A 14,042-nucleotide genomic window follows, 5' to 3' on the forward strand; every position below is an offset into this window, starting at 1 on the left:
TCGCCAACCAACGGGGAGTTCCACCGTGGCTCGCAAAACTCCGCTAAAACGCTATCGCAACATCGGGATCGTCGCCCACGTCGATGCCGGCAAGACCACCACGACCGAGCGCGTGCTGTTCTACACCGGTATCAACCACAAGCTGGGCGAGACCCACGAAGGTGCCTCCACCACCGACTGGATGGAGCAGGAGCAGGAGCGTGGTATCACCATCACCTCCGCTGCCGTGACCACCTTCTGGAAGGGCATGAACCACCAGTTCGATGAGCACCGCGTCAACATCATCGACACCCCCGGACACGTCGACTTCACCATCGAGGTGGAGCGCTCGCTGCGCGTACTCGACGGTGCGGTAGTGGTGCTGTGTGGCTCTTCCGGTGTGCAGCCGCAGACCGAGACCGTCTGGCGTCAGGCCAACAAGTACGAAGTCCCGCGCATGGTGTTCGTCAACAAGATGGACCGCACCGGTGCCGACTTCTTCATGGTCGTCGACCAGCTCAAGGATCGCCTGGGTGCCAACGCCGTGCCGATCCAGATCAACTGGGGCACCGAGGAAGACTTCAAGGGCGTCATCGACCTGATCGAGATGAAGGCCATCCTGTGGAACGAGGCCGACCTCGGTGCCACCTATGACCTGGTCGATATTCCCGCCGAGCTTCAGGAGACCGCGGAGAAGTACCGCGAGGAGATGGTCGAGGCCGCCGCCGAAGCCTCCGAAGAGCTGATGGACAAGTACCTCGAGGGCGGTGAGCTCACCAAGGAAGAGATCAAGGCCGGTCTGCGTCGTCGTACCCTCGACAACGAGATCGTGCTGGTCACCTGTGGCTCCGCGTTCAAGAACAAGGGCGTGCAGGCCGTACTGGACGCCGTGGTCGAGTACCTGCCGTCGCCCACCGAGGTCAAGGCCATCGAGGGTGAGCTGGACGACAAGGAAGGCACTATCGAGACCCGCGAGGCGGACGATAGCGCTCCCTTCGCTGCCCTGGCGTTCAAGATCGCCACCGACCCCTTCGTCGGCACCCTGACCTTCATCCGCGTCTACTCCGGCGTCCTCAACTCCGGCGACAGCGTCTACAACTCCGTCAAGCAGAAGAAGGAGCGTGTGGGTCGTATCGTCCAGATGCACGCCAACTCCCGCGAGGAGATCAAGGAAGTGCGCGCCGGCGATATCGCCGCCTGTATCGGCCTCAAGGACGTCACCACCGGTGACACCCTGTGCGACCTGAACGACAAGATCGTTCTCGAGCGCATGGAGTTCCCGGATCCGGTCATCTCCGTGGCCGTCGAGCCGAAGTCCAAGGCCGACCAGGAGAAGATGGGTGTCGCACTGGGCAAGCTGGCCCAGGAAGATCCCTCCTTCCAGGTGCGCACCGACGAGGAGACCGGGCAGACGATCATCTCCGGCATGGGCGAGTTGCACCTCGATATCCTCGTCGACCGCATGCGTCGCGAGTTCAAGGTCGAGGCCAACATCGGCAAGCCGCAGGTGGCCTACCGCGAGACCATTCGCGGCAAGGTGGAGCAGGAAGGCAAGTTCGTGCGCCAGTCCGGTGGTCGCGGCCAGTACGGCCACGTCTGGCTGCGCATCGAGCCGCTCACCGCGGAAGACAAGGGCGAAGATGAAGACATGCACTTCAAATTCGCTTCAGAAATCGTCGGCGGCGTGGTTCCCAAGGAATACGTGCCGGCCGTCGAGAAAGGGGCCTACGAGCAGCTGCAGAACGGTGTCATCGCGGGCTACCCGATGATCGACGTCAAGGTTACGCTGTACGATGGTTCCTACCACGACGTGGACTCCAACGAGACCGCGTTCAAGGTCGCTTCTTCCATGGCGGTCAAGGAAGGCGCCAAGAAGGCCAAGGCGGTACTGCTCGAGCCGGTGATGAAGGTCGAGGTCGTGACTCCCGAGGACTTCATGGGTGATGTCATGGGCGACCTGAACCGCCGTCGCGGTCTGGTATCAGGCATGGATGACTCGTCCATGGGCAAGATCATCCGCGCCAGGGTTCCGTTGGCTGAGATGTTCGGTTACGCGACCGATCTGCGTTCTCAGACCCAGGGACGCGCAAGCTACGTCATGGAGTTTGCGGATTACGAAGAGGCGCCGTCCAGCGTCGTTGAAGCCGTCATCAACCAAAACGGTTAACCGTTAGCTAACGTAAAGAGGTTATAGCAGTGGCTAAGGAAAAATTTGAGCGTTCCAAACCGCACGTCAACGTCGGCACCATCGGTCACGTCGACCACGGCAAGACCACTCTGACTGCGGCCCTGACCCGTGTCTCCGCCGAGGTGTTCGGTGGCGACTGGAGCGAGTTCGACGCCATCGATAACGCTCCGGAAGAGCGTGAGCGTGGTATCACCATCGCCACCTCCCACGTGGAGTACCAGTCCGAGACGCGTCACTACGCCCACGTCGACTGCCCGGGACACGCCGACTACGTCAAGAACATGATCACCGGTGCTGCCCAGATGGACGGCGCTATCCTGGTCGTGTCCGCCGCCGACGGCCCCATGCCGCAGACCCGCGAGCACATCCTGCTGTCGCGTCAGGTCGGCGTGCCGTACATCGTCGTGTTCCTGAACAAGGCCGACATGGTCGACGACGAAGAGCTGCTCGAGCTGGTCGAGATGGAAGTTCGTGAGCTCCTCGACGAGTACGACTTCCCGGGCGACGACACCCCGATCATCACCGGTTCCGCCCTGATGGCCCTGGAAGGCAAGGACGACAACGGCATGGGTACCACCGCCGTTGCCAACCTGATCAAGGCCCTGGACGACTACATCCCGGAGCCGGAGCGTGCCATCGATCAGCCGTTCCTGATGCCGATCGAGGACGTGTTCTCCATCTCCGGTCGCGGCACCGTGGTTACCGGTCGTGTCGAGCGCGGCATCGTCAAGGCTGGCGAGGAAGTCGAGATCGTCGGTATCAAGGACACCGTCAAGACCGTCGTCACCGGCGTCGAGATGTTCCGCAAGCTGCTCGACGAAGGTCGTGCCGGTGAGAACGTCGGCGCCCTGCTGCGTGGCACCAAGCGTGACGACGTCGAGCGTGGTCAGGTCCTGGCCAAGCCGGGCACCATCACCCCGCACACCAAGTTCGAGGCCGAGGTGTACGTGCTGAGCAAGGACGAGGGTGGTCGTCACACTCCGTTCTTCAAGGGCTACCGTCCGCAGTTCTACTTCCGTACCACCGACATCACCGGTACCTGTGAACTGCCGGAAGGCGTCGAGATGGTCATGCCGGGCGACAACGTCAAGATGGTTGTCACCCTGATCGCGCCGATCGCCATGGATGATGGCCTGCGCTTCGCCATCCGCGAAGGCGGCCGCACCGTCGGCGCCGGCGTCGTGGCCAAGATCATCGAGTAAGCGTTTCGCTGCTTGAACGATCGAAGGGGGCTCCGCGAGGAGCCCCCTTCTGCGCACCGGTAACGAGTGTTTGACTCTCGTCGCCGGCGTGCCTATAATGCGCATCCTTTGAATGCGTGGGTTGACGGCTCGCGCCGTCAGAATCCATTGGAGTTAGGGCAAATGCAGAACCAGAAGATTCGCATTCGGTTGAAGGCCTTCGACCATCGCCTGATCGACCAGTCCGCCGCGGAGATTGTCGAAACCGCCAAGCGTACCGGCGCCCAGGTTCGTGGTCCGATTCCTCTGCCGACCAACCGCGAGCGCTACACCGTGCTGATCTCGCCGCACGTCAACAAGGACGCGCGCGACCAGTACGAGATCCGCACGCACAAGCGCGTGCTCGATATCGTCGAGCCGACGGAGAAGACCGTCGATGCCCTGATGAAGCTCGATCTCGCCGCCGGCGTGGACGTGCAGATCAAGCTCGACTGATTTTTACACTAGACACGCGGCCCAGCGCTCGGCAAGCCGTTCGAGCAGCAGCCGCCGCGCCGTGAGGCGCCACACAACGTGCTAGTGGAATGCTCTGGAAAGGGCAGCCATAGCGGGTGATAGCCCCGTACACTATAGGAGACTGAGAATGACTATCGGTTTAGTCGGCAAGAAGGCCGGGATGACCCGTGTCTTCACCGAAGATGGCGCCTCCGTGCCCGTGACCGTGATCGAGGTTGAGCCTAACCGCGTCACTCGCGTCAAGACCGTCGAGAGCGACGGCTACGCAGCGGTTCAGGTCACAACCGGCTCCCGCAAGGCCAAGCACCTGTCGAAGGCCCAGGCTGGGCAGTTCGCCAAGGCAGGTATCGAGGCCGGTCGTTCACTGATGGAGTTCCGCCTGACAGAAGGCGACGAGGCTCCGGAAGTGGGCGGCGAACTCACCGTATCCCTCTTCGAAGCTGGTCAGATTATCGATGTGACCGGCAGCTCCAAGGGCAAGGGCTTCCAGGGCGCAGTCAAGCGCTGGAACTTCCGCACCCAGGACAACAGCCACGGTAACTCCCTGTCGCACCGCGCGCCGGGTTCCATCGGCATGTGCCAGACCCCTGGACGAGTGTTCAAGGGCAAGAAGATGGCCGGCCAGATGGGCAACGTGCGTTGCACCGTCCAGAGTCTCGAAGTCGTCCGCGTCGATGCCGAACGTAACCTGCTGCTGGTCAAGGGCGCCGTGCCCGGTGCCACTGGCAGTGACGTCATCGTGCGCAGCGCCGTGAAAGCTGGCTGAAGGGGAACTTACCGATGAATCTGAATCTTGCTGCCGGCGCCGGCACCGTCGATGTGTCCGACGCCACCTTTGGCAAAGAATTCAATGAGGCGCTCGTGCACCAGGTCGTCACCGCCTATCTGGCCGGTGGTCGTCAGGGTACTCGCGCTCAGAAGAACCGCTCCGACGTGCGTGGCGGCGGCAAGAAGCCGTGGCGTCAGAAGGGCACCGGTCGCGCTCGCGCCGGCACCATCCGCTCTCCGCTGTGGCGCAGCGGCGGCGTGACCTTTGCGGCTCGTCCCCAGGACTACACCCAGAAGGTCAACCGCAAGATGTACCGCGCGGCGATGCGCTCCATCCTCTCCGAGCTGGTGCGTCAGGATCGTCTGGTGGCCGTCGAGGAGATCACCGTCGACGCTCCCAAGACCAAGCAGCTGGTCGCCAAACTCAACGAGCTGGGCCTGGACAAGGTGCTGATCGTCACCGAGGAAGTCGACGAGAAGCTCTACCTGGCCGCCCGCAACATCCCCAACGTGGATGTGGTCGATGTGGCCGCCGCCGATCCGGTGAGCCTGGTCGCCTTCGACAAGGTGCTGGCCACCGTCTCCGCCCTGCGTAAATTCGAGGAGAAGCTGGCATGAACCAGGAGCGTGTATTCAAGGTGCTGCTCGGTCCGCACGTGACCGAAAAGGCCGCCATGGCTGCCGAACGCAACCAGTACGTGTTCAAGGTGGCCGGCGACGCGACCAAGCCCGAGATCAAGAAGGCCGTCGAGGCCCTGTTCGGCAAGAAGGTCGACCGCGTTCAGGCGTTGAACGTCAAGGGCAAGACCAAGCGCACCGCGCAGGGTCTGGGTCACCGCAAGGGGTATCGCAAGGCCTACGTTACGCTGGCCGCCGGCGAGACCCTTGAAGACTTCTCTGGCGCCGAATAAGGGCAGGAGTACGGATAATGGCAATCGTCAAGACCAAACCCACATCCGCCGGTCGTCGCCACCTTGTCAAGGTCGTGAACGACGAGCTGCACAAGGGTGCTCCCTATGCGCCCCTGCTCGAGAAGCAGTCGCGCAGCGGTGGACGTAACAACAACGGTCGCATCACCACCCGCCACGTGGGCGGTGGTCACCGTCAGCACTACCGGATCATCGACTTCAAGCGCACCAAGGATGGCGTTCCGGCCATCGTCGAGCGTCTTGAGTACGATCCGAACCGCAGCGCCAACATCGCGCTGCTCAAGTACCTGGACGGCGAGCGCCGCTACATCATTGCCCCCAAGGGCGTGAGTGCAGGCGACCGTCTTGAGTCCGGCGTCAACGCGGCGATCAAGAAGGGCAATGCGCTTCCGCTGCGTAACATCCCGCTGGGTTCCACCGTGCACTGCATCGAGCTCAAGCCCGGCAAGGGCGCCCAGATCGCTCGCAGCGCCGGTACCAGCGCCCAGCTGGTCGCCCGTGAAGGCAACTACGCTACCCTGCGCCTGCGCTCCGGCGAGATGCGCAAGGTGCTCAGCGAGTGCCGCGCGACCCTGGGGGAAGTGGGCAATTCAGAGCACAGCCTGCGTCAGCTTGGCAAGGCCGGTGCGAAGCGCTGGAAAGGTGTGCGTCCGACCGTTCGCGGCGTGGCCATGAACCCGGTGGATCACCCGCACGGTGGCGGTGAAGGCCGCACCAGCGGTGGTCGTCATCCGGTGTCTCCGTGGGGTATCCCCACCAAGGGCCACAAGACCCGCAAGAACAAGCGCACCGACAAGCTGATCGTTCGTCGCCGCAAGGCCAAGTAACACACTTTAAGAGGTAACGGCTGTGCCACGTTCACTGAAGAAAGGTCCCTTTATTGACCTTCATCTGTTGAAGAAGGTTGAGGCTGCAGTGGAGAAGAGCGACCGCAAACCGATCAAGACCTGGTCGCGTCGCTCCATGATCCTGCCCAACATGGTCGGGCTCACCATTGCGGTCCATAACGGTCGCCAGCACGTCCCGGTGCACGTCTCCGAGGAAATGGTTGGCCACAAGCTGGGCGAATTCGCTGCTACCCGCCTTTATCGCGGTCATGCGGCGGACAAGAAAGCCAAACGGTAAGCCAGAGAGGATTGAGAGATGGAAGTCACAGCTAAGCTGCGTGGCGCTCGTTTATCCGCCCAGAAGGCCCGTTTGGTGGCTGACCAGGTGCGCGGTAAACCGGTCGCCGAGGCACTGGACCTGCTGACCTTCTCACCGAAGAAGGCTGCCAAGCTGGTCAAGAAGGTGCTGCAGTCCGCCATCGCGAATGCGGAAGAAAATAACGGCATGGATATCGACGAGCTGCGTGTCTCGACCATCTGCGTCGATGAGGGCATGACGCTCAAGCGTATCAAGCCGCGTGCCAAGGGGCGCGCGGATCGTATCTTGAAGCGCACCTGCCACATCACCGTCAAGGTAGCCGAGAAGTAGGAGTCGACCAGATGGGTCAGAAAGTCAATCCAACAGGCATCCGCCTGGGTATCGTCAAGGACCATACCTCGGTGTGGTACGCCGAGCGCGGCGCCTATGCCGACAAGCTCAACAGCGACCTCGAGGTGCGCCGCTTCCTGGAAGAGCGTCTGAAGAACGCTTCCGTAAGCCGCATCACCATCGAGCGTCCGGCCAACAACGCCCGTATTACCATTCACACCGCCCGTCCGGGCATCGTGATCGGCAAGAAGGGCGAGGACGTTGACCGGCTGCGTCGCGAGGTCACCGCGATGATGGGCGTGCCCGTGCACGTCAACATCGAGGAAGTTCGCAAGCCCGAGCTGGACGCCATGCTCGTGGCCCAGAACATCGCTGGCCAGCTCGAGCGCCGTGTGATGTTCCGTCGTGCCATGAAGCGTTCCGTGCAGAACGCCATGCGCCTGGGCGCCGGCGGCATCAAGGTGATGCTCTCCGGTCGTCTCGGCGGCGCGGAAATCGCCCGCACCGAGTGGTATCGGGAAGGTCGTGTTCCGCTGCACACGCTGCGTGCGGACATCGACTACGCCACCTACGAGGCCAAGACCACCTACGGCATCATCGGTGTCAAGGTGTGGGTCTTCAAGGGTGAAATCCTCGGGGGCATCGAGGAGGTCCGCGCCAAGGCTAAACAGCCGCAGGCAGCGCCCTCCAAGAAGAAAGGTTCCAGGTAAGGGGAGAGCGAGTCGATGTTACAACCCAAGCGTATGAAGTTCCGCAAGATGCAGAAGGGCCGCAACCGTGGCCTGGCGCATCGCGGAAGCAAGGTCAGCTTCGGCGAATATGGCCTCAAGGCCACAGGCCGTGGCCGCATCACCGCCCGTCAGATCGAGGCCGGTCGTCGTGCGATCACCCGTCACGTCAAGCGTGGCGGCAAGATCTGGATCCGGGTGTTCCCGGACAAGCCGATCTCCAAGAAGCCCCTCGAAGTCCGTATGGGTAAGGGGAAGGGCTCCGTCGAGTACTGGGTCGCACAGATCCAGCCCGGCCGGATCCTCTACGAGATCGAAGGCGTGTCCGAGGAGCTCGCCCGCGAGGCCTTCGGCCTGGCGGCGCAGAAGTTCCCGGTCTCCACCACCTTTGTGAAACGGACGGTGATGTGATGAAAGCCCAGGAAATCCGTGAAAAGTCAGTCGACGAGCTGAACAATCAGCTCCTCGAACTCCTCCGCGAGCAGTTCAACCTGCGCATGCAGAAGGCCACCGGCCAGCTCAGCCAGACGCACTTGCTCAAGCAGGTTCGTCGGGACATCGCCCGGGTGAAGACTGTGCTCAACGAGAAGGCAGGTGACTGAGATGGCCGAAGAGAAGAAAACCCGTACGCTCACCGGCAAGGTGGTGAGCGACAAGATGGACAAGTCCATCGTCGTGATGATCGAGCGCCGTGTGCGTCATCCGATCTACGGCAAGTACGTTAAGCGCTCCACCAAGCTGCACGCCCATGACGAGGCTAACCAGGCGAAGGCCGGTGATACGGTCTCCATCCAGGAGTGCCGTCCGCTGTCCAAGACCAAGTCCTGGACGCTGGTCGAGGTGGTCGAGCAGGCCAAGGGCTAAGCCCCACACCTGCTGTCAGATTAGGTTTGGAGAAAACCGATGATTCAGACTCAGACAATGCTGGATGTCGCCGACAACAGCGGGGCGCGCCGGGTGCAGTGCATCAAGGTGCTGGGCGGTTCACACCGTCGCTACGCCCATGTTGGTGACATCATCAAGGTCACGGTGAAGGAAGCCATCCCGCGCGGCAAGGTCAAGAAGGGCCAGGTCCTCAAGGCGGTGGTGGTACGTACCCGCAGCGGTGTCCGTCGTTCCGACGGCTCGCTGATCCGCTTCGACGGAAATGCGGCTGTTCTGTTGAACAACACCAACGATCAGCCGATCGGCACCCGTATCTTCGGGCCAGTGACCCGTGAGCTTCGCAACGAGAAGTTCATGAAGATCATTTCCTTGGCGCCTGAAGTGCTGTAAGGAGCGAGGCGGTTATGCAAAAGATCAAACGTGACGATGAAGTGATCGTCATCGCCGGCAAGGACAAGGGCAAGCGTGGCACGGTGAAGCGGGTTCTCGAAAACCGCTTCGTGGTGTCCGGTGTGAACATGATCAAGCGTCACACCAAGCCCAACCCCATGGCGGGTAATCAAGGCGGTATCGTCGAGCGCGAGGCTCCGATTCACGCGTCCAACGTGGCCATCTTCAACCAGGAGACCGGAAAGGCGGATCGCGTCGGCTTCCAGGTGCAGGAAGACGGTACCAAGGTACGTATCTACAAGTCGACGCAGACGCAGATCGACGCCTAACGCGAGTCGGGTAGCAAAATGGCGAACTTGAAAGAACGTTATCAGAACGAGGTGGTGGCTCAACTCAAAGAGCAGTTCAGCTACGCCAACGTGATGCAGGTGCCACGGATCACCAAGGTGACTCTGAACATGGGCATCGGCGAAGCGACCAGCGACAAGAAGCTGATCGACAATGCCATCGGTGACCTGGAGAAGCTCTCCGGTCAGAAGCCGATGGTGACCAAGGCACGCAAGTCCATCGCGGGCTTCAAGGTGCGTGAAGGCTGGCCGATCGGGATCAAGGTGACCCTGCGCTCCGAGCGCATGTGGGACTTCCTCGATCGCCTGGTGAATATCGCGATCCCCCGCGTTCGTGACTTCCGTGGTCTCAACCCGAAGTCCTTCGACGGTCGTGGCAACTACTCGATGGGGGTGCGTGAGCAGATCATCTTTCCGGAGCTCGAGTATGATAAGATCGACCGGATTCGTGGTCTGGATGTCACCATCACCACCACCGCCAACACCGATGATGAAGGTCGTGCGCTGCTGAGCGCGCTGAACTTCCCGTTCAAGAAATAAGGGGTGGGATCATGGCAAAGAAAAGCATGGTAGAGCGTGAGCTCAAGCGCACCAAGCTGGTGGAGAAGTACGCCGCCAAGCGCAGCCAGCTCAAGGCGATCATCCAGGACGTGAACGCTTCCGACGAAGAGCGCTTCGAGGCAACGCTGAAGCTGCAGCAGCTGCCGCGTGACTCCAGCCCGGTGCGTCAGCGTAACCGCTGCCGCATCACCGGCCGTCCGCACGGCTTCTACAACAAGTTCGGCCTCGGCCGCAACAAGCTGCGTGAAGCCGCCATGCGTGGCGATGTCCCCGGGCTCAAGAAGTCCAGCTGGTAAGCCACGCAAGAATCAGGAGCGCAACGTAAATGAGCATGCAAGACACTCTGGCGGATATGTTCACCCGTATCCGCAATGCGCAGATGGCCACCAAGGAGACGGTCACCATGCCGTCCTCCCGCCTCAAGGTCGAGGTGGCCCGCGTATTGAAGGAAGAGGGTTACATCAACGACTTCGTGGTGTCCGAAAGCGCCAAGCCCGAGCTGACCGTGACCCTCAAGTACTTCGAGGGCAAGCCGGTCATCGAGCACATTCAGCGAGTTTCCAAGCCGTCCCTGCGCCAGTACAAGGGCAAGGACGAGCTGCCGAAGGTCGCCGATGGCCTGGGTATCGCTATCGTCACCACCTCCAACGGGGTGATGACCGATCGCGCGGCTCGCAAGGCCGGTGTCGGTGGCGAAGTCATCTGCACCGTATTCTAGGAGTTTGGAATGTCCCGCGTAGCCAAATATCCAGTTAAAGTGCCCGCTGGCGTCGAGATCAAGCTCGACGGTGACCAGCTGACCGCCAAGGGCGGCCAGGGCACACTGTCACTGACCATTCACCGCGATGTGGTGGTGGGTCAGGAAGAGGGTCAGCTGACCTTCGCCCCCAGCGAGTCTGCCAAGAGCTGGGCCATGGCCGGTACTACCCGTGCCCTGGTTCAGAACCTGGTGACCGGCGTGAGCGAAGGATTCACTCGTTCCCTCGAAATCATCGGCGTCGGTTATCGTGCCCAGGCCAAGGGCCAGACGCTCAATCTGTCACTGGGCTTCTCGCACCCGGTCGAGTACACACTGCCTGAGGGTGTCACGGCGGAAACGCCGAAGAACACCCAGATCGTGCTGAAGAGCGCGGACAAGCAGGCGCTCGGTCAGGTCGCCGCGGAAATCCGCGCCTTCCGTCCGCCCGAGCCCTACAAGGGCAAGGGTGTCAGGTACGCCGACGAGCAGGTGCGTCGCAAAGAAGCCAAGAAGAAGTAAGGCAGGGTTATGAACGCGAAGAAAGAATCTCGTCTCCGTCGTGCCCGCCGCGCTCGCGCCAAGATCCGCGAGCTGGGCGTGTATCGCCTGTGCGTCAACCGTACCCCGCGTCACATCTACGCGCAGATCATCTCGCCGGATGGTGGCAAGGTCCTGGCCAGCGCTTCCACGCTGGACAAGGATCTGCGTGAGGGTGCGACCGGCAACGCCGACGCCGCCGCCAAGGTTGGCGCGCTGATTGCCGAGCGCGCCAAGGAAGCGGGCATCACCCAGGTAGCCTTCGATCGCGCCGGTTTCAAGTACCACGGCCGCGTCAAGGCCCTGGCCGACGCCGCTCGTGAAGGCGGCCTGGAATTCTAAAGGGTTTTACGATGGCGAAGAACGAACAGCAAAGCGGCGACCTCCAGGAGAAACTGGTTCAGGTCAACCGTGTTGCCAAGGTGGTCAAGGGTGGCCGTATCTTCGGTTTCACCGCCCTGACCGTCGTGGGTGACGGCAAGGGTCGTGTCGGCTTCGGCCGCGGCAAGGCGCGTGAAGTGCCGGTCGCGATCCAGAAGGCGATGGACCAGGCGCGTCGCAACATGGTCAAGGTGCACCTCTCCGGCGGCACCCTGCAGTACCCGGTCAAGGCCCGTCACGGTGCCTCCAAGGTGTACATGCAGCCCGCCTCCGAGGGTACCGGCATCATCGCCGGCGGCGCCATGCGCTCCGTGCTGGAGCTGGCCGGTGTCCATGACGTACTGGCCAAGTGCTACGGCTCCACCAATCCGGTGAACGTGGTGCGGGCGACCGTCAGGGGCCTGTCCGCCATGCAGTCGCCGGAAGACATTGCCGCCAAGCGCGGTATGCCTGTCGAAGCGATCACGGGGTGAGCACCATGGCAGCAACGATCAAGGTTACCCAGACCCGCAGCACCATCGGCGTGCTGGCCAAGCACAAGGCCACCATTCAGGGCCTCGGCCTGCGTCGCATCGGTCATACGGTTGAACTGGAAGATACCCCCGCCGTGCGCGGCATGATCCACAAGGTGAACTACCTTGTGCGCGTTGAGGGAGAGTAATCCATGAAACTCAATAGCCTGAGCCCGGCACCGGGCTCCAAGCACGCCGAGAAGCGCGTCGGTCGTGGCATCGGCTCCGGTCTGGGCAAGACCGGCGGCCGCGGCCACAAGGGCCAGAAGTCGCGCAGCGGCGGCAGCGTCAAGCCCGGCTTCGAGGGCGGTCAGATGCCGCTGCAGCGGCGTCTGCCGAAGTTCGGCTTCACTTCCGCGAAGTCGCTGGTCTCCGAGGAAGTGCGCCTGGCAGAACTGGCCAAGGTGGCCGGTGACGAGGTCACCCTCGAGACCCTCAAGCAGGCCAACGTGCTGAAGGACGCCACGCTGCATGCGAAGGTGATCCTCTCCGGCGATCTGAACAAGGCGGTTACCGTCCGCGGCCTCAAGGTCACCCAGGGTGCCCGTGCCGCGATCGAAGCCGCCGGTGGCAAGGTAGAGGACTAAATGGCGAAGTCAGGAAAAATGCCGGCGATGGGCAGCGGTCTGGGTGAACTGTGGGCGCGTCTGCGCTTCGTGCTCCTCGCCATCGTGGTGTACCGCATCGGTGCCCACATCCCCGTGCCCGGTATGAATCCTGACCAGCTCGCTGCCTTGTTCAGGGAGCAGCAGGGCACCATCCTCGGCATGTTCAACATGTTCTCGGGTGGCGCTCTGGAGCGCATGAGTATCTTCGCCCTGGGCATCATGCCCTACATCTCGGCGTCGATCATCATGCAGCTGCTGACCGCGGTCTCGCCCCATCTTGAGCAGCTCAAGAAGGAAGGCGAGGCCGGGCGGCGCAAGATCAGCCAGTACACCCGCTACGGTACCGTGGCCCTGGCCCTGGTCCAGGCCACCGGCATGTCGGTGGGACTGGCCAGCCAGGGCATCGCCTATACGGCCGACTTCAGCTTCTATTTCACCGCCATCGTCACCTTCGTGGGCGGTGCGGTGTTCCTGATGTGGCTGGGCGAGCAGATCACCGAGAAGGGAATCGGCAACGGCATCTCGCTGCTGATCTTCGCCGGTATCGTGGCGGGCCTGCCCGGCGCCGTCGGCCAGGCCTTCGAGCTGGCCCGCAACGAAGGGGCGTGGAACGTCCTGCCGCTGCTGGCCCTTACGGCCCTGGGCGTAGCCACCGTGGCCTTCGTGGTGTTCATCGAGCGCGGCCAGCGCCGCATCACCGTGAACTATCCGCGTCGTCAGGTCGGCAACAAGATGTACGCCGGCCAGAGCAGTTACCTGCCGCTGAAGGTGAACATGGCGGGTGTCATTCCGCCCATCTTCGCCTCCAGTATCCTGTTGTTCCCGGCGTCGCTGGGGCAGTGGGTGGGTGCCGGTGACGGACTCGACTGGCTGCAGCGCGCGTCCCAGGCCCTCGGCCCGGGGCAGCCGCTGTACATCTTGCTTTTTGCCGCGGCGGTGGTATTCTTCTGCTTCTTTTACACAGCGCTGGTCTTCAATCCCAAGGATGTGGCCGACAACCTCAAGAAGTCGGGCGCCTTCCTGCCGGGGATTCGTCCTGGTGAGCAGACCGCTCGCTACGTCGACAAGGTCATGACCCGTCTGACCCTGTTTGGCGCCTTGTACATCACTGCGGTTTCCCTGATGCCCCAGTTCCTGATCGTGGCCTGGAATGTGCCGTTCTTCTTTGGCGGTACCTCGCTGCTGATCGTGGTGGTGGTCATAATGGACTTCATGGGGCAGGTGCAGTCGCACCTCATGTCGCATCAGTACGAGTCGGTGATGAAGAAGTCCAACCTGAAAGGCTACGGCGGCGGCGGCATCATGCGCTGAGGCGCC

Annotated in this window: 24 protein-coding genes; all 24 read left to right on the forward strand. The window is 62.2% G+C overall.

Translation table 11 applies throughout. The features are described from left to right. Positions 1–25 precede the first annotated feature (25 nt). Positions 26–2,146, forward strand: coding sequence for an elongation factor G (fusA, locus tag GRB96_RS01780; protein ID WP_161430175.1), 2,121 nt, complete (start codon positions 26–28; stop codon positions 2,144–2,146). A 29-nt stretch (positions 2,147–2,175) separates the two neighbouring features. Further along, positions 2,176–3,369 carry an elongation factor Tu gene (gene tuf, locus GRB96_RS01785; RefSeq protein ID WP_161430176.1) on the forward strand — a complete coding sequence of 398 codons (1,194 nt, stop codon included), beginning with the start codon at positions 2,176–2,178 and terminating at the stop codon, positions 3,367–3,369. Positions 3,370–3,531: 162 nt separating this feature from the next. After that, positions 3,532–3,843 (forward strand): 30S ribosomal protein S10, encoded by a 312-nt coding sequence (gene rpsJ / locus GRB96_RS01790; RefSeq protein WP_021819602.1) that lies wholly within the window; start codon positions 3,532–3,534, stop codon positions 3,841–3,843. 148 nt (positions 3,844–3,991) lie between these two features. Beyond that, positions 3,992–4,630, forward strand: a complete 639-nt coding sequence (gene rplC, locus GRB96_RS01795) for a 50S ribosomal protein L3 (protein WP_161430177.1) — start codon at positions 3,992–3,994, stop codon at positions 4,628–4,630. Positions 4,631–4,644: 14 nt separating this feature from the next. Then, positions 4,645–5,250, forward strand: a complete 606-nt coding sequence (rplD, locus tag GRB96_RS01800) for a 50S ribosomal protein L4 (RefSeq protein ID WP_161430178.1) — start codon at positions 4,645–4,647, stop codon at positions 5,248–5,250. Further along, on the forward strand, positions 5,247–5,543 hold the full coding sequence (rplW, locus tag GRB96_RS01805; RefSeq protein ID WP_027962352.1) for a 50S ribosomal protein L23: 297 nt from the start codon (positions 5,247–5,249) through the stop codon (positions 5,541–5,543). Before rplD ends, rplW begins: the two co-directional genes overlap by 4 nt. Before the next feature lie 17 nt (positions 5,544–5,560). Further along, positions 5,561–6,388 carry a 50S ribosomal protein L2 gene (rplB, locus tag GRB96_RS01810; RefSeq protein ID WP_161430179.1) on the forward strand — a complete coding sequence of 276 codons (828 nt, stop codon included), beginning with the start codon at positions 5,561–5,563 and terminating at the stop codon, positions 6,386–6,388. Between the two features lie 22 nt (positions 6,389–6,410). Then, positions 6,411–6,686, forward strand: coding sequence for a 30S ribosomal protein S19 (rpsS, locus tag GRB96_RS01815; protein ID WP_084286553.1), 276 nt, complete (start codon positions 6,411–6,413; stop codon positions 6,684–6,686). An 18-nt stretch (positions 6,687–6,704) separates the two neighbouring features. Further along, complete coding sequence (gene rplV / locus GRB96_RS01820) at positions 6,705–7,037, forward strand: 50S ribosomal protein L22 (protein ID WP_010626471.1); 333 nt, start codon at positions 6,705–6,707, stop codon at positions 7,035–7,037. A gap of 11 nt (positions 7,038–7,048) precedes the next feature. After that, a complete protein-coding gene (gene rpsC / locus GRB96_RS01825; protein WP_161430180.1) occupies positions 7,049–7,747 on the forward strand; it encodes a 30S ribosomal protein S3 in 699 nt (232 codons plus the stop codon). 15 nt (positions 7,748–7,762) lie between these two features. After that, a complete protein-coding gene (gene rplP / locus GRB96_RS01830; RefSeq protein WP_023007545.1) occupies positions 7,763–8,176 on the forward strand; it encodes a 50S ribosomal protein L16 in 414 nt (137 codons plus the stop codon). Further along, positions 8,176–8,367 carry a 50S ribosomal protein L29 gene (rpmC, locus tag GRB96_RS01835; protein ID WP_161430181.1) on the forward strand — a complete coding sequence of 64 codons (192 nt, stop codon included), beginning with the start codon at positions 8,176–8,178 and terminating at the stop codon, positions 8,365–8,367. Before rplP ends, rpmC begins: the two co-directional genes overlap by 1 nt. Position 8,368: 1 nt before the next feature. After that, positions 8,369–8,629 carry a 30S ribosomal protein S17 gene (gene rpsQ / locus GRB96_RS01840; RefSeq protein WP_023007543.1) on the forward strand — a complete coding sequence of 87 codons (261 nt, stop codon included), beginning with the start codon at positions 8,369–8,371 and terminating at the stop codon, positions 8,627–8,629. 39 nt (positions 8,630–8,668) lie between these two features. Next, positions 8,669–9,040, forward strand: a complete 372-nt coding sequence (gene rplN, locus GRB96_RS01845; protein WP_027962358.1) for a 50S ribosomal protein L14 — start codon at positions 8,669–8,671, stop codon at positions 9,038–9,040. Positions 9,041–9,054: 14 nt separating this feature from the next. Then, positions 9,055–9,369: a 50S ribosomal protein L24 gene (gene rplX, locus GRB96_RS01850; RefSeq protein WP_161430182.1), complete on the forward strand. Its 315-nt coding sequence runs from the start codon at positions 9,055–9,057 to the stop codon at positions 9,367–9,369. Positions 9,370–9,387: 18 nt separating this feature from the next. Further along, positions 9,388–9,927, forward strand: a complete 540-nt coding sequence (gene rplE / locus GRB96_RS01855; protein ID WP_161430183.1) for a 50S ribosomal protein L5 — start codon at positions 9,388–9,390, stop codon at positions 9,925–9,927. 11 nt (positions 9,928–9,938) lie between these two features. Next, on the forward strand, positions 9,939–10,244 hold the full coding sequence (gene rpsN, locus GRB96_RS01860; RefSeq protein ID WP_161430184.1) for a 30S ribosomal protein S14: 306 nt from the start codon (positions 9,939–9,941) through the stop codon (positions 10,242–10,244). A gap of 29 nt (positions 10,245–10,273) precedes the next feature. Then, positions 10,274–10,666: a 30S ribosomal protein S8 gene (gene rpsH / locus GRB96_RS01865; RefSeq protein ID WP_161430185.1), complete on the forward strand. Its 393-nt coding sequence runs from the start codon at positions 10,274–10,276 to the stop codon at positions 10,664–10,666. A 9-nt stretch (positions 10,667–10,675) separates the two neighbouring features. Further along, entirely contained in the window at positions 10,676–11,206 is a 531-nt protein-coding gene (gene rplF / locus GRB96_RS01870) for a 50S ribosomal protein L6 (protein ID WP_161430186.1), read from the forward strand. A 9-nt stretch (positions 11,207–11,215) separates the two neighbouring features. Then, a complete protein-coding gene (gene rplR / locus GRB96_RS01875; protein WP_161430187.1) occupies positions 11,216–11,566 on the forward strand; it encodes a 50S ribosomal protein L18 in 351 nt (116 codons plus the stop codon). Positions 11,567–11,577: 11 nt separating this feature from the next. After that, positions 11,578–12,078, forward strand: a complete 501-nt coding sequence (gene rpsE / locus GRB96_RS01880) for a 30S ribosomal protein S5 (RefSeq protein ID WP_161430188.1) — start codon at positions 11,578–11,580, stop codon at positions 12,076–12,078. Positions 12,079–12,083: 5 nt separating this feature from the next. Continuing rightward, a complete protein-coding gene (rpmD, locus tag GRB96_RS01885; RefSeq protein ID WP_132044109.1) occupies positions 12,084–12,266 on the forward strand; it encodes a 50S ribosomal protein L30 in 183 nt (60 codons plus the stop codon). A gap of 3 nt (positions 12,267–12,269) precedes the next feature. Then, positions 12,270–12,704 (forward strand): 50S ribosomal protein L15, encoded by a 435-nt coding sequence (rplO, locus tag GRB96_RS01890; protein WP_161430189.1) that lies wholly within the window; start codon positions 12,270–12,272, stop codon positions 12,702–12,704. After that, positions 12,705–14,036 carry a preprotein translocase subunit SecY gene (gene secY, locus GRB96_RS01895; RefSeq protein WP_132044113.1) on the forward strand — a complete coding sequence of 444 codons (1,332 nt, stop codon included), beginning with the start codon at positions 12,705–12,707 and terminating at the stop codon, positions 14,034–14,036. Positions 14,037–14,042: the final 6 nt, after the last annotated feature.

The organism is Halomonas alimentaria (genome assembly GCF_009902005.1).
Classification (GTDB): Bacteria; Pseudomonadota; Gammaproteobacteria; order Pseudomonadales; family Halomonadaceae; genus Halomonas; species Halomonas alimentaria.

What these genes read in the sequence shown, in the direction of transcription:
- rpsJ (WP_021819602.1), top strand. Translation starts at nt 3,532, where the DNA reads ATGCAGAACCAGAAGATTCGCATTCGGTTGAAGGCCTTCGACCATCGC.
- rplC (WP_161430177.1), top strand. Translation starts at nt 3,992, where the DNA reads ATGACTATCGGTTTAGTCGGCAAGAAGGCCGGGATGACCCGTGTCTTC.
- rplD (WP_161430178.1), top strand. Translation starts at nt 4,645, where the DNA reads ATGAATCTGAATCTTGCTGCCGGCGCCGGCACCGTCGATGTGTCCGAC.
- rplW (WP_027962352.1), top strand. Translation starts at nt 5,247, where the DNA reads ATGAACCAGGAGCGTGTATTCAAGGTGCTGCTCGGTCCGCACGTGACC.
- rplB (WP_161430179.1), top strand. Translation starts at nt 5,561, where the DNA reads ATGGCAATCGTCAAGACCAAACCCACATCCGCCGGTCGTCGCCACCTT.
- rplV (WP_010626471.1), top strand. Translation starts at nt 6,705, where the DNA reads ATGGAAGTCACAGCTAAGCTGCGTGGCGCTCGTTTATCCGCCCAGAAG.
- rpsC (WP_161430180.1), top strand. Translation starts at nt 7,049, where the DNA reads ATGGGTCAGAAAGTCAATCCAACAGGCATCCGCCTGGGTATCGTCAAG.
- rplP (WP_023007545.1), top strand. Translation starts at nt 7,763, where the DNA reads ATGTTACAACCCAAGCGTATGAAGTTCCGCAAGATGCAGAAGGGCCGC.
- rpmC (WP_161430181.1), top strand. Translation starts at nt 8,176, where the DNA reads ATGAAAGCCCAGGAAATCCGTGAAAAGTCAGTCGACGAGCTGAACAAT.
- rpsQ (WP_023007543.1), top strand. Translation starts at nt 8,369, where the DNA reads ATGGCCGAAGAGAAGAAAACCCGTACGCTCACCGGCAAGGTGGTGAGC.
- rplN (WP_027962358.1), top strand. Translation starts at nt 8,669, where the DNA reads ATGATTCAGACTCAGACAATGCTGGATGTCGCCGACAACAGCGGGGCG.
- rplX (WP_161430182.1), top strand. Translation starts at nt 9,055, where the DNA reads ATGCAAAAGATCAAACGTGACGATGAAGTGATCGTCATCGCCGGCAAG.
- rplE (WP_161430183.1), top strand. Translation starts at nt 9,388, where the DNA reads ATGGCGAACTTGAAAGAACGTTATCAGAACGAGGTGGTGGCTCAACTC.
- rpsN (WP_161430184.1), top strand. Translation starts at nt 9,939, where the DNA reads ATGGCAAAGAAAAGCATGGTAGAGCGTGAGCTCAAGCGCACCAAGCTG.
- rpsH (WP_161430185.1), top strand. Translation starts at nt 10,274, where the DNA reads ATGAGCATGCAAGACACTCTGGCGGATATGTTCACCCGTATCCGCAAT.
- rplF (WP_161430186.1), top strand. Translation starts at nt 10,676, where the DNA reads ATGTCCCGCGTAGCCAAATATCCAGTTAAAGTGCCCGCTGGCGTCGAG.
- rplR (WP_161430187.1), top strand. Translation starts at nt 11,216, where the DNA reads ATGAACGCGAAGAAAGAATCTCGTCTCCGTCGTGCCCGCCGCGCTCGC.
- rpsE (WP_161430188.1), top strand. Translation starts at nt 11,578, where the DNA reads ATGGCGAAGAACGAACAGCAAAGCGGCGACCTCCAGGAGAAACTGGTT.
- rpmD (WP_132044109.1), top strand. Translation starts at nt 12,084, where the DNA reads ATGGCAGCAACGATCAAGGTTACCCAGACCCGCAGCACCATCGGCGTG.
- rplO (WP_161430189.1), top strand. Translation starts at nt 12,270, where the DNA reads ATGAAACTCAATAGCCTGAGCCCGGCACCGGGCTCCAAGCACGCCGAG.
- secY (WP_132044113.1), top strand. Translation starts at nt 12,705, where the DNA reads ATGGCGAAGTCAGGAAAAATGCCGGCGATGGGCAGCGGTCTGGGTGAA.